Here is a 13342-nt window from a genome sequence, read left to right on the forward strand (position 1 = left end):
CGAGGTGATTTGTCATTGGTAGAGTATCTACAACACTATAAAAAGAACGGCTGAAACCAGCGCGATAAAGCTAGTGAGTAGGATGCTCAGTCGAATAATACTTCTGCGTATTAGGCGTCTCTCGACGTGATGATCCAATTCATCGTGATAATCGAAGCCCAGATCCCGAGCTTGCTTTTCGGTGAGTCGAAGATCGAGTTCATCGCAGTAACGTTCTAGTTCTCTATGCATACAGCCTCCACCAATCAATCTTATGTCATCAATGTTAACGAGTTATTTTGTTCAGATAAATCACCTTTAAGCGAACGCAAGTTCAGATATTCTAAACGATAGGGCGAGCCCAATGAGCCTTGAAAATAGCAAGCAGCTCTTCCCAGTTGTCTTGCTCGCCAATATAGTCAGCGATGATATTGCTTAGGTCTCGGATACTTACTTGCTCCCCGCGTTCTTTACAGCAAAAGAAAAGGGTGTTGATTCGATCTTGAAACTGTTTATCCGTCATATTAACGCTCCATAGTTAACGCTTTGTCGTATCGAAATACAGGACCATATTGGCAGCAGAATGGGCGAGTCACTCGGCAATGTTCACACTGACAGTTACCCGATGACACTCGTCTCTCATAGCAAACCCAGATTTGCTGTTTCGTAAGACCAAGCTCAGTGAAGATTTGACCGACCGAGCGAATCACCACAGGAGAACCAACGATGACGACACGGAGATCCTTCTTTTCCCGAATATCGACGGTATCTAGATATTCGGTTACCAACCCCGACTCAAAAAACTCGTCTTCCGAAGGGATATCTGTGGTCGCGATAAGATTGACGCAATTGTTCCAAGCACGCATTTCGTCTTTGAACAGCGCCTCTTTGTCGTTGTGAAAGCCGAGTATGATGTCCATGTGTTTTAAGAGGTATGGTTCTCGACAATAGTGGCTAATAAGCCCTTTTACCGCGCCAACCCCAGTCCCCTGTGCGATGACAACCAAGTGTTTGTCGTTGAACTTCGATAGCGGGTAACCTGATCCCTTTGGCTTTCGAAGCCAAACCTGATCGCCTATCTTTTTCTCGAATAATGCTTCCATCGTACAGCCATGCTTAGACCCCATAATCTCAAGATAGCCATTGCCGAAATCTGAGATAGCGATTGGCACCTCTCCGTACATAGGTAAGACCAGGTCGATATATTGACCATATTGAATTGCCATGTCAGAACGTACCCGAAAACTCCATTCAAGATCCGTATGTTTGGTCACATCAATAATCTCATAAGGAGTGATTTTTATTGCGGTATTGCAACTACTCATTTTGCCTTTCCAAGTCGCTGTAGTTTTATCATGGTAATTTAAGGTGCGAGGGTAAAAAATTAACTTAAATTAAACTTTGGTTAGTGAGCGTTGAACAGATTATGACTATGTTATTGATTTTATTTAGATGAGAAGAAACTCTCTCGATGAAGAGAAAATACGTGTAAAAACTGAGTTAAAGAAACGAGTAGTATTTTGTTTGGTGTCTACGTTTAGACATTGCTTTTGTTACAAGAATATAGACAAGAAGAGTGCCAAAGATGAAAAAGTTTATTGGTGAACGAATACGAAAATCCAGAAAGGCACGAGGGTTAACCCAGAAGCAAATGGCTGAAAGAATAGGTGTTACCCGAAGGACGTATATTTCCATTGAGCAGGGAGAGTCGGACCCAAGGGCGACGGTTATTGCCCAAATAGCCCATATCACGCACCAGCCTATTGCGTGGTATTTCCCTTAACCCTTTCCGCGAAAGTCTAAATGATCAGCTCGCTATAGCCCGTATTTTCATCATGTTCACGGCGAAACACCTGTCCCCGGTAGTCGTGAACGATTAGCTCTGCTGTCGTATCTATAATACAGCCTTCCAACAAATGACCCCCAAGTACTTCTCCCGAACGATTAGCTACCGAGATATGGACATGTTGATGCGTTGACGTGAGTGTGCCCATGATGGAGACGATTTCGAAAGGCTCTACGATGTTAAGCGTATCCTGCGCACTCGCTAGGCGTATATGAAGCTCAGATAAACAGCCGACACAAGATGCGATTGAGCCAGCTTGAATATTGGTTTGCTTTACTAAGTTAGCAATCGCGAGTTTTAGATCGGTGCCGCGCTCAAGTCTTACTGCTACTGGGACGATTGGCATGTGCTTTCCTCTGTTTTGCAACAGGGGATAGTCTAAGGGTTTTAGGTATGCAGTAACAGTAATGGATTTTTATCTAAAACTACCTTCAGCTATCTTCTTGCCTCTTTGAGACGCTTTCTCAGTGTTTTGCTGACTTTAAAATGGTTTTGTCTTCTTGCAGGGGTCAGGACTTTTTCTCCTGTCTTTGGGTTTCTAGAGAACGTTTGTTCAACCTGTTTAGATGAAAACACCCCAAAACCGCGAAGCTCTATTCGATGGTCAGTGTTTGCGCTCTCATTAAGAGCACTAATGAACTCGTTAACGACGATATCTCCCATTACCTCCGCGTTGATAGTGTCCGCTTTACGTACGACTCCGACGATAAACGCGACATGAGATTTCTGCTTGCTAGTGACAATCCTTTCAAGTTCACCGTCGCTATTATTCGCCTTAGAGCCAAGTCGCACGGTATAAGTATCTTGCATGACTAATGCTTCTCCCGTTTTTGGATTTCGAACCGGGCGCCCCCCTTTCTTGAATCTCGGGACCAGTTTGCCATATCCCTTAAATTGTACGGCTTTCCAGTTACATAAAGAGCGAATAAGGAAATCCATATATTCGTTAAACACGCTGGAGCAGTTTTCATAGGATGCATAAGGCAATGAGCTAATTGCGTTGTAAGAATCATGAATACGATGAATGATCATATTTTTAGTAATGGTTGTCATGTGGTTCTCCTGTCTGCGACGCAATAGCGTCGACATTTGATTCAATCGATTAACGGCTAACAACATGTTACGACTTACGGGGTAAGCGACTAGGAGCGTATTTTCTCATTAGGAGGAGCGACGGCGAGAGTTTTTTCTCTAACTGCTTATTGAGGTCTAGTTTCTCAAGGGCACGTTGAGACGGTTCGGTTTGAATGCCAGGTCACAAAAATTACTCGTATTAGAGTAAAAATTCCAAACCCGGTCTATGGTTACAGATCAGCATTCAAAGATGAGTATAAACATGTACCCTTTTTTTAGACTGGCCAAAACGATTCTTCAATCTAATAAGAAGCCAGCAATCACGTATACACAACAAGACGAAATAGAGTTCCGATGTCATCCATGGGATATAGATATGTTCATGGAGATGAATAATGGTCGCATCCTGACGCTTTATGACCTCGGCCGCACGGCACTATCGGTAAAATGCGGATTGATGAAAACATTGAAGCAGCAGCGCTGGGGCTTAGTTGTGGCGGGGAGTTCGGTACGTTACCGCAAGCGAGTCCGAATGTTCGACAAAATAACGATGAAAACACAGTGCGTCGCGACCGACGATAAATGGTTCTATCTAGAGCAATCTATGTGGGTGAAAGGTGCGCCGTGCTCGTCTGTATTGATTCGAGCGGGCGTGACCTCCAAAGAAGGTATTGTGCCTCCATCAAAAGTGATTGAGGCGGCTGGTGAGGAGGAGATGAGCACGGATATACCTATGTGGGTTCAAGAGTGGATTGATTCTGAGCTACACAGACCTTGGCCGCCAACCTCGCTTGATGTTACCCAGCAAAGCCAGCTTCAAGTAAGTGAACAGTAAGCAATAAGGGCTGAGTCTTCAGCCCTTATACGTTTTGCGGCATTAAGTTGCATCGGGCTGCCGCTCTGGTTGAGCCTGCTCGAAGGCATCCAACTGTTGTAAGTGGCTCACGATTTTCACAATGTGTGGGTACGAAGACATATCTAAGCCAAAGCGCCTAGCGTTATAGACTTGCGGAACTAAACAGACATCTGCCAAGCTCACCTCATCACCTACACAATACCTACCGGACGTCACAGTCAGCTTTTGCTCGAGCGCGTTAAAGCCTTTATTGATCCAGTGTCGCATCCAATCTTGCTTACCGTCATCATCAATTCCGAACGTCTTACTGAGATGCTGAATCACTCGTAGATTGTTGATTGGATGAATGTCGATGGCAATATCTTGTGCCAGTGCAGTCACTTGGTATCGACGTCGTTCATCGCGTGGCACCAGCCTAGGCTCTGGATAGTGGGCATCCAGATAATCTATGATGGTGAGAGATTGGTTGAGCTCAACGTCTCCATCAATCAGTACAGGCACCAGTTCATTTGGGTTCAGTTGATGAAAGGGAGGCAGATGCTGCTCGCCCCCATCTTTAATTAAGTTTACTGGCACTGATTGATAGGCGATGTTTTTAAGGTTAAGCGCAATCCTGACTCGATAAGCAGCAGAGGAGCGCCAGTAATCATAGAGAATCAAATAGCTACCCTCGGTACGATTCCACGGTTTGCTCAATGGCGCCAAATATCGAGTCGCCATTGTCATCGAACATCTCTATCTTGATGGTATCCCCGAAGCGCATAAATGCTGTGGTGGGTTGACCATCGCGAATGGTTTCAATCATCCTGCGTTCTGCAATACACGAATAACCGACGCCACCTTCTTCGATTGAGGTGCCATACTCGGTTCCTTGTTTATTGGAAACGGTGCCCGACCCTACTATTGTGCCGGCCGACAGAGGCCTTGTTTTCGCCGCGTGCGCGACTAATTCTGCAAAGTTAAAGGTCATATCCACCCCTGCGTTAGGGTGACCAAAAGGCTCGCGGTTGTAGTCAGAAACCAATGGCAGATGTACTTTGGACTCATGCCAAGCATTGCCAAGTTCATCCGGTGTGATGGCAACAGGAGAGAATGCTGACGACGGCTTAGATTGGAAGAAGCCAAAGCCTTTGCCCAGCTCTGCTGGAATTAGACCTCGCAAGGAAACGTCGTTAACGAGCATGAGTAAGCGAATGGAATCTTGAACCTCTTCTGCTTTGCTTCCCATGGACACATCGCCAGTTACCACGGCAACTTCACCCTCAAAATCGATTCCCCACTCTTCACTTTCCATGATAATAGGGTCACGTGGTGCCAAAAATGCGTCGGATCCACCTTGATACATGAGCGGGTCAGTCCAGAAGCTCTCAGGCATTTCAGCCCCGCGTGCTTTTCGAACCAGCTCTACATGGTTTACGTACGCGGAGCCATCTGCCCACTGGTAGGCACGGGGCAACGGTGACTCACATTGAGTTTGCTCAAAGGGAAGTGCTTGCAGCAAAATGCCTTGGTTTAGACCGATATAGACTTCCTCCAGAAGGGGCTTCGCTTGTTGCCAATTATCGAGTGCATTTTGCAAAGTCGGGGCAATATCGGGTACCGCAATGCATTGGCTTAAATCACGGCTGACGACCACAAGCTGACCGTCACGTGTGTTGTTTTTGAGTGTGGCTAATTTCATATTATTTCCCTACTTTCCAGCTGTAGACGTACTCGCTGTTCTCAACGTCAGCGGCAGCGGAGGTGTGCTCCAACGCGTTACGGGTATCGATCATCACGGCGACTTCATCTGTGAAGGTCTTCTTCGCTTCAAGCCCAGCTTGGAACGCTTTTGGGTGTGGTCCGTGAGTAAAACCCGCGGGATGAAACGTCATCATGCCTGCTTCGATGTTGTCGCGACTGAAAAAATCGCCTGCGTGGTAAAACAATACCTCGTCGTAATCATCATTGTTGTGATAGAACGGCACCTTAAGTGCACCCGGATCGCTCTCTATCGGCCTTGGTACAAAGGTGCATACTACAAACCCGTTACCCACAAAGGTGGTATGTGCTGAAGGTGGTAGGTGATAGCGGTGAGACATTAACGGTCTGATGTCGCGCCAATTTAACTTGAGCACTGAAAGGTCACCGTGCCAACCTACCGCATCAAGAGGATTGAATGGATAGGTGATGGTATTCATCCTGTTTGCACGCTTGAGGAAAACCTTGGTTTGCTCCTCGCTATATTGCGCTTTGAACTCATCATTGATCGAAGGTGCTTCGAGTACCGCGGGGTCAAAAACCGCGTGTTGACCGACGATGCCTTTTTCTGGCAATGCATAAGCGGCGCCGGTATTTTCTATCATTAAGACAAACATCGGTGCTTTGGGCTCTAGGCGCCAATTTGTCGATCGAGGAATCAAGACATAATCCCCTTCCTCTACCGAGAGGTGCCCATAATCGCAGTAAAGGTCGGCGTTTCCTTGGTGTATGAACAGAAGCTCATCGCCATCACCGTTGCGAACAAGACCTGGCATGTTTTCAGCGACCTTCCAAATGCGAACCTTACATTCGCGATTCTCAAGCACGGTTGGCGCTGTCCACGGTATTTGTTGATGCGCGGATTCAATGTGATTGAGATTAAAGGCACGTGGCTTGAGCTCACCTTCCCATTCAGACCAGCCCGTTGGTGCATGCTGGTGGTGAAAGTGGCTAGCTGGTCCAAAGAAGCCCTCGCGACCAGCTTCACGCTCATAGATCGCCTCTTCAGGGAAATCCGCATGAGCCTGCTTCGAATAAGTCCCCTCGCGATGAGGGAACGTTGGCCATTTACGCATCGTCGGTCACCTCGTTTAATACGCCGCGGCGGATCTGGTCTTCTTCTATCGATTCGAATAGCGCTTTAAAGTTACCTTCCCCAAACCCCTCGTTACCTTTTCGCTGAATGATTTCGAAGAACACCGGACCAATCACGGTTTGAGTAAAGATCTGCAATAAGATGCCATCCTTCATTGGTGCGCCATCGATAAGAATACGCAGATCTTGCAGACGGCTTACATCCTCGCCATGACCTTTGACTCGAGCGTCGACTTTTTCATAGTAGGTATCAGGCGTCGGCATAAAGTCCATGCCGCGATCACGCAGTGTTTGTACAGTCTGATAGATATCATCTGTGGTTAACGCAATGTGCTGAATGCCTTCGCCGTTGTACTCTCGGATGAACTCTTCGATCTGCGACTTGTCGTCTGAAGATTCGTTAATAGGAATGCGGATTTTGCCACAAGGAGCCGTCATTGCGCGGCTAACAAGTCCCGTGAGTTTACCTTCGATGTCGAAGTAGCGAATTTCTCGAAAGTTACCAATGCGTTCGTAGAAGCCCGACCAAACATCCATGTTGCCTTGTTTTACGTTGTGAGTAAGGTGGTCCAATTCATAGAGCCCAACATCTTGCTCAGCTAGGCGTTTTTGTGCATCTGGGTAGAACTTAAAATCCACATCATAGATGCTGCTGCTTCCATAGCGGTCAACAAAGTAAAGCAGGCTCTCACCAATGCCGTAAATCGCAGGAATGCTCAACTCCATAGGACCAATCTCGGTGACATATTGCTCACCACCATTTTCTAACGCATGCGCCATCGCTTTCGCTGCGTCCTCAACTCGAAAAGCCATGCCACAAACCGAAGGACCATGAATACGCGCGAACTCCTCAGCTTGGCTGTGAGGCTGAGCATTAACAATGAAGTTGATATCGCCTTGACGATAGAGCCAGGCTTCTTTTGAACGATGCTTGGCAATTTCGGCAAACCCCAGCGAGTCGAACAGACGTTTCAGATCGTTAATACCGTCATCCGTTGCTGCAGTGTACTCAACGAATTCAAAGCCATCGGTTCCAAGAGGGTTGAAGTTGATAGTCATGGTCATTTCCTTTTGATAATAAGACGGTCTCCTTCGTTGGAAGACCTTGTTGTAGGGGACATGACTTAAATTTGAGCAAAGTTGAGGGAAAAGGGAATAGGGTCAAAGCGTTAGACAAAAATGCAGTCAGAGGGTTGTTTCTGTAACAAATTTGCTACAAAGCAAATGTCACGGCTAATGTTGAGAACATCAGCCAATTAACTTGTTGAAATGAAAAGAAAGCAAAGTGTTGGCGCGTGAAAGAATTGCAGGATGCTGGTGTAAATGAAATGTTAAAGAAGTAAACCTTATTGTACACCCAATTAGCTGTGCACTAGTTTCTCTGAAACGGGGAGCATTAAGAATAAAAAAAAGTGGAGTCGTTTGTCCGACTCCACTTGTTATCACGTTTTTGGTTGCACTTTTACGCCAGTTTTAGCGTCTCACTGCTCAAGCGATTCATGTAGCTGTTTACAGCAAATGCAAGACCTGCAACGGCGATTGCCCATAACCAGATAGGAAGCACGCCTGTCGATATCGCATAACCAATAGCTGTTGCGGTAATCACGCCAATGAAACCAGGGATCAGGAAGCTATGGTTAAGGATATATTTACCAATCTTAGTGGTACCAGAGCGGTCAAAGGTAATGGCAGCAAGGTCCGATGGGTAGAATGGGAAGAAGTAGTAAGCGTAACAAGCAGGGAGAACGCCAATTAAGACTTCTGCTGGGATGCCTAACGCGAATCCAAGAGGTAGCATGATGGTCAGTACCGCCGCTTGGCTTTTAAGGAAGACGGACGACACGTACATAGCGATCGCGAAGGTCCATGGGTGTGACTTTACTACGTCCTCAACCAAACTGATGATGTAAGGCTTGTTGTAAGCGATGATGGTGTCACTCATCCAAGCGATGCCAAAGATGATGATGACCGCGCTCATACCGGCAATGAACACGTTGGTGTTGACGATTTTTTTAGGGTCAACGTTGGTAGTGAGCAAAATAATCGCACCGACCGACAGCATTAAGAATTGTAGGGCGGTAGATGTGCTCACACCGTCTGGTAATAAGCCAAGATCTTTACCAAACATCGCCACACAGATAACGGTCAGAATACCCAGTAAGAAAACAGTAAGACCGCGTTTTGCTGTCTGGTTTTCCTTCATTCCAGCTTCACCAGTACTCGCTTCGCTGGTATCGATAAGCTGCGCTTTAAACTGAGGATCTTTCATACGCTCAAGAAACTCAGGATCATCGTTCAGCTCTTTACCGCGCTTCAAGCTCCAAGTTGCCGCAATTAAGACGCCTGTAAGGGTGGCAGGAATGGTCACCATTAACACTTGGCCCAAGGTGATATCAAGGTTGTTTGTCGCTGCTGTTGCCATGACCACGGCTGCTGCCGCTGCAATAGGGCTTGCAGTGATCCCCATTTGCGAGGCAACCGTTGCAATCGCCATAGGGCGTTCAGGGCGAATACCGCGCTTGATACTTACATCGTAAATAACGGGAAGCAGTGGATATACCGAGTGACCTGTACCGACCATCACAGTCAGTGAATAGGTACAAAGAGGACCAAGGAAAACCACTTTAGATGGGTGCTTACGAAGCAATTTTTCAGCGTATTGAACGAGTAGTTTTAGACCGCCTGTTGCTTCAAGCGTTGCGGAAGCTGCAACAACCGCAAGAATAATGAGCATAACGCCAATAGGTGGCGTCCCGGGAGCAATACCAAAGAAGAAACTAAGAATAGAAACGCCGAGACCGCCCAATAAACCGAAGGCGATACCGCCGTAGCGTATACCTACAAAAATGACTGCCAGAAGCAGCAGCATGTGAACATAAAACATAACAACTCCTTTTAATAGCGACAGAGTTATCATGCGCCCGTATGCAGTATCAAATACTGATCTAGATACGGAAAATCGCCCATATTTAAACGAGTGTGCAAATTTCTACACAAGGTCACATTGTTGCTGGATTGTCATATATGTGATTGAAATGAAATAAAAAAGAGGAGCCATGTAGCTCCGCTTTTCTGTCTACGCGACGTTGCTATCGTCTTTGTCTTCAGCGCCAATAAAGCCGCCGGTCTGGTGTGCCCAAAGTTGGGCATACACCCCACCTAGTTCCACCAGTTCTTTGTGGCTACCTTGCTCGATGACTTCGCCTTTATCAAGTACGATAAGGCGGTCCATCGCAGCGATGGTCGACAGGCGGTGAGCGATAGCGATGACCGTTTTGCCTTCCATGAGCTCGTTAAGACTCTCTTGAATAGCGGCTTCTACCTCGGAGTCGAGCGCTGAGGTGGCTTCATCCAAAATCAGTATCGGCGCATTCTTGAGTAGCACTCGTGAAATCGCTATACGCTGGCGCTGACCTCCGGAAAGCTTGACGCCTCGTTCACCAACCTGAGCGTCATAACCTTCGTTGCCAAACGGGTCGGTAAGCGTTTCGATAAACTCATGCGCGTGCGCTTGTTTGGTTGCCGCAAGCAGCTCTTCTTCGCTCGCATCTGGTTTACCATATAAGATGTTGTCGCGAATAGAGCGGTGCAGCAGTGACGTATCTTGTGTCACCATACCAATCTTGCTTCGCAGCGAGTCTTGAGTCACTTTTGAGATTGACTGCCCATCAATGCGAATATTGCCCCCTTCTACATCGTGGAAACGCAGAAGCAGGTTCACAAGCGTTGACTTACCCGCACCCGAACGCCCAACCAAGCCAACTTTCTCACCCGGCTTGATGTTCAGATTAAGATTACTGATTACCCCTTTGTTTTCACCATAGTGGAAACTCACGTCATCAAAGTCGATACCACCTTGGTCAACAACGATAGGCTTCGCGTCCTTTTCATCTTTAATATCAATGGGCTTCGAGAGCGTTTTCATGCCGTCCACAACCGTACCCATGTTTTCAAACAGGGCACCGACTTCCCACATGATCCACATCGACATACCATTGATACGTAACGCCAAACCAATCGCAATCGCGATCGCACCGACTGAGATAGCGTCATCCATCCAAAGATAGATAGAGATAGAGGTAACCGTAAACAGCAATACATAGTTGGTAAACTCAACAGCGACATCAAAACCTGTCACCAAGCGCATTTGACGATAGACCGTATCCAAGAATCCCTTCATACCTTTCTCGGCATACTCTGTCTCACGATCGGTGTGCGAGAAGAGTTTGACAGTAGAGATATTGGTATAGCTATCGACGATGCGTCCTGTCATGGTTGAGCGGGCATCCGCTTGCTCCGTCGCGACCTTTTTCAGTTTAGGCACAAAGTAGATCTGGATGCCGATGTAGGCACAAAGCCAAACCAGCATCGGCATCATGAGTCGCCAATCCGCTGCAGCCAGCATCACTAAGATCGATGTGAAGTAGACCGACACATAAACAAATACGTCAGCCGTTTTCATCACGGTTTCACGAACGGCGAGTGCGGTTTGCATCACCTTAGTTGCAATTCGTCCTGCGAAGTCATCTTGATAGAAGGAGAGACTTTGCTTAAGCAGGTAACGGTGCGCCTGCCAACGGATCGCCATTGGGTAGTTGCCAAGCAGAGTCTGGTGCACCAACAAGGAGGCGATTAATAGAATGGTAGGCAGTACCACAAGCACACAAAAGCCGACCCAAAACAGGGTGTGTCCGTTTTCAGACAAGAAGGTTTGAGGGTCGCTCGCTGTCAACCAATCGACTATTTGACCCATAAAGCCAAACAGCATCACCTCTGCGATCGCAATGACGGTCGAGAACAGTGACATTAGAATAATGGGCTTTTCAAAGCCCCGAGTGTAGTAACGACAGAAGGCGAGTATGCCCTCTGGCGGCTTCTCAGGATCTTGCTTTGGAAAAGCTTCGGTAAATTTTTCAAAGCGTTTAAACATGATTCACCTAGTAACGTTGTAAAGTACCTCAGTTTTAAAGGGGCACTTTCAAGAAGAGACAAGAAAACCTCCAATCCGCTTTTGAAGTCATGGGATTAGAGTAAATAGTAAGAGCGTTATTGTTTTGATTTTACATAGCGAATGTTCCGTTTCGCAGGTTAGAACACATGAAAGAGATCTGACGAATCAGATGATGACAAGTGTATAGCTTTTAACCATCTCTCTCAATAACTGCCACAGATAAACACTCTATTTTCGTGGTCGCTCGGAATAATAATCCACAATTTGGTGCATATTTTTCATTTATGCCTGACTTTTGTGCAGGAATATTTGCGGTTTTTCTGTCATCTTGCAGTAAACATTCTTGTTTACTCTGTGATTCAATTCAGTATTCAGTAAATTAATATTTAACACGTTATTTACAATTTAAGGATTGTTGAAAACATTTCTAGTTAAGTGGATGTTCTATGAATCACGGAATGACAGCACGCAGCGATCTCAGTTTTGTCGACCAAGACGAAATCAACCAAAGCAAAGTAGTCCGAGTAGGGAAGTCGGTTCAAAACGCCAATTGTGTGGTTATGGTACCGCCGAAAGAGTTTGGTTTTAACGCAGAGACCGCCGCGGACAATGAATTTCAGCATCAAGTTGACCTTGATGCGAGCTCAGTGAAGCAAAAAGCGATGTCTGAGTTCAACGCTATGGTTGAAGGGCTTCGTAAAGAAGGCGTGCAAGTAGTAGAGTTTGACTACCCGTCTGAAGCCAAAGAAACGCCGGATGCTGTGTTTCCGAATAACTGGTTTAGCACGACCCATGATGGTGCATTCTTTACCTTCCCAATGGCCTGTGAGAATCGCCAGCGAGAGGTGAGACCTGATGCACTGATAAGCAGCTTAAACGCTGCGGGTAGGCAGGTGGTTTCGACAGATAATCTGCTTGGGTACATTGACCAAGGCGCGTTTCTCGAAAGCACAGGCGTTATGGTGAAAGACCACATCAACAAAACCATCTATGCGGCGCTATCTCAGCGCTGTGAGCGTGAAGCCCTTGAGGATTACGCTAAACGCATTAGTTACCATCGAGTGGTTTCCTTCCAGACTGCGCTACCATCAGGACAACCGATTTATCACACCAACGTGATGATGGCGATCGGAGAGTACTTTGCGGTGATATGTTCAGAGGTCATCCCTGAATACGAGAGACGTTTTGTGGTTAAGTCACTTGCGAACAGTAAACAGGTTATTGATATAAGCCTGGAACAAGTAAACCAATTCTGTGGCAACATCCTGCAATTGGAGACAGTGAATGGTGATAAGGTGATTGCCATGTCGCAATCAGCCTTTAACGCCTTTACTCCTGCTCAAAAACAGCAGCTCGCCACTCACGGGAAATTACTGCCATTTGACGTATCTACCATAGAAAGTATTGGTGGTGGAAGCGTTCGATGTATGTTGGGTGAAGTCTTCTTGCCGACTCGCTCCCAAGCGTTATAGATGCCCCCTAATCAGCCCATTCTATGGGCTGATTGTTATCCCTTCTCTTCACTATTCTGAACCAGATAATCAAACGAGCGTTCTGACGTTCGTACACAAAACTCCATTACTCTTTTCGCCTAACTTTAATTTGGTCTATCGCTGTAGCTTAGACTTCAAGTACTCGTGTCGTCATAGTGAAACTGTTGTTTTAGCAACTAGAATGAAGGTGAGCAATAGAGTTATACGTCATCTCATTAACTAATAGTTATCTTAATGGTGATTAATTGAGTGCTACAAGTTAACGAAGGAATGGTCGATACTAACTCCATCAAAACGACACATCCTAA

At 46.4% G+C, this 13342-nt stretch carries 14 protein-coding genes; 3 read left to right on the forward strand and 11 right to left on the reverse strand.

Annotation, left to right across the window (positions count from 1 at the left end; all coding sequences use genetic code 11):
* Window positions 1-27 precede the first annotated feature (27 nt).
* The 3 genes from LY387_RS20830 to LY387_RS20840 all read right to left on the reverse strand — a co-directional run bounded on the left by LY387_RS20830 (window position 28) and on the right by LY387_RS20840 (window position 1304).
* On the reverse strand, window positions 28-231 hold the full coding sequence (locus LY387_RS20830) for a hypothetical protein (protein ID WP_128648841.1): 204 nt from the start codon (window positions 229-231) through the stop codon (window positions 28-30).
* A 91-nt stretch (window positions 232-322) separates the two neighbouring features.
* Entirely contained in the window at window positions 323-502 is a 180-nt protein-coding gene (locus tag LY387_RS20835) for a hypothetical protein (RefSeq protein WP_234497773.1), read from the reverse strand.
* A gap of 1 nt (window position 503) precedes the next feature.
* Complete coding sequence (locus LY387_RS20840) at window positions 504-1304, reverse strand: anaerobic sulfite reductase subunit AsrB (RefSeq protein ID WP_234497774.1); 801 nt, start codon at window positions 1302-1304, stop codon at window positions 504-506.
* 326 nt (window positions 1305-1630) lie between these two features.
* Between LY387_RS20840 and LY387_RS27280 the strand changes: the two genes are divergently transcribed.
* Complete coding sequence (locus LY387_RS27280; RefSeq protein ID WP_419153470.1) at window positions 1631-1762, forward strand: helix-turn-helix transcriptional regulator; 132 nt, start codon at window positions 1631-1633, stop codon at window positions 1760-1762.
* Window positions 1763-1778: 16 nt separating this feature from the next.
* Here LY387_RS27280 and LY387_RS20845 read toward each other — a convergent pair whose 3' ends face one another.
* Both LY387_RS20845 and LY387_RS20850 read right to left on the reverse strand, forming a co-directional pair.
* Window positions 1779-2171: a PPC domain-containing DNA-binding protein gene (locus LY387_RS20845; protein ID WP_042469672.1), complete on the reverse strand. Its 393-nt coding sequence runs from the start codon at window positions 2169-2171 to the stop codon at window positions 1779-1781.
* A gap of 89 nt (window positions 2172-2260) precedes the next feature.
* Entirely contained in the window at window positions 2261-2878 is a 618-nt protein-coding gene (locus LY387_RS20850; protein WP_052412601.1) for an HU family DNA-binding protein, read from the reverse strand.
* Between the two features lie 283 nt (window positions 2879-3161).
* On the opposite strand from LY387_RS20850, the gene LY387_RS20855 reads away from it, so the two are divergent.
* On the forward strand, window positions 3162-3734 hold the full coding sequence (locus LY387_RS20855; protein WP_234497775.1) for an acyl-CoA thioesterase: 573 nt from the start codon (window positions 3162-3164) through the stop codon (window positions 3732-3734).
* 42 nt (window positions 3735-3776) lie between these two features.
* Here LY387_RS20855 and maiA read toward each other — a convergent pair whose 3' ends face one another.
* The 6 genes from maiA to LY387_RS20885 all read right to left on the reverse strand — a co-directional run bounded on the left by maiA (window position 3777) and on the right by LY387_RS20885 (window position 11520).
* Window positions 3777-4475, reverse strand: a complete 699-nt coding sequence (maiA, locus tag LY387_RS20860) for a maleylacetoacetate isomerase (protein WP_234497802.1) — start codon at window positions 4473-4475, stop codon at window positions 3777-3779.
* Window positions 4420-5436: a fumarylacetoacetate hydrolase family protein gene (locus LY387_RS20865; RefSeq protein ID WP_234497776.1), complete on the reverse strand. Its 1017-nt coding sequence runs from the start codon at window positions 5434-5436 to the stop codon at window positions 4420-4422. Before LY387_RS20865 ends, maiA begins: the two co-directional genes overlap by 56 nt.
* Window position 5437: 1 nt before the next feature.
* Entirely contained in the window at window positions 5438-6571 is a 1134-nt protein-coding gene (locus LY387_RS20870) for a homogentisate 1,2-dioxygenase (RefSeq protein ID WP_234497777.1), read from the reverse strand.
* Complete coding sequence (gene hppD, locus LY387_RS20875; RefSeq protein ID WP_234496149.1) at window positions 6564-7649, reverse strand: 4-hydroxyphenylpyruvate dioxygenase; 1086 nt, start codon at window positions 7647-7649, stop codon at window positions 6564-6566. Before hppD ends, LY387_RS20870 begins: the two co-directional genes overlap by 8 nt.
* A 403-nt stretch (window positions 7650-8052) precedes the next feature.
* Window positions 8053-9474, reverse strand: coding sequence for an anaerobic C4-dicarboxylate transporter (locus LY387_RS20880; RefSeq protein WP_234496150.1), 1422 nt, complete (start codon window positions 9472-9474; stop codon window positions 8053-8055).
* Between the two features lie 192 nt (window positions 9475-9666).
* The gene (locus LY387_RS20885; RefSeq protein ID WP_234496151.1) at window positions 9667-11520 is read right to left on the reverse strand and encodes an ABC transporter ATP-binding protein; all 1854 of its coding nucleotides are present in this window, start codon (window positions 11518-11520) and stop codon (window positions 9667-9669) included.
* 467 nt (window positions 11521-11987) lie between these two features.
* On the opposite strand from LY387_RS20885, the gene LY387_RS20890 reads away from it, so the two are divergent.
* Window positions 11988-13013, forward strand: coding sequence for an arginine deiminase-related protein (locus LY387_RS20890; RefSeq protein ID WP_234496152.1), 1026 nt, complete (start codon window positions 11988-11990; stop codon window positions 13011-13013).
* The last annotated feature ends 329 nt before the right edge of the window (window positions 13014-13342 follow it).

Origin of the sequence: Vibrio maritimus (genome assembly GCF_021441885.1) — a bacterium.
Classification (GTDB): domain Bacteria; phylum Pseudomonadota; class Gammaproteobacteria; order Enterobacterales; family Vibrionaceae; genus Vibrio; species Vibrio maritimus_B.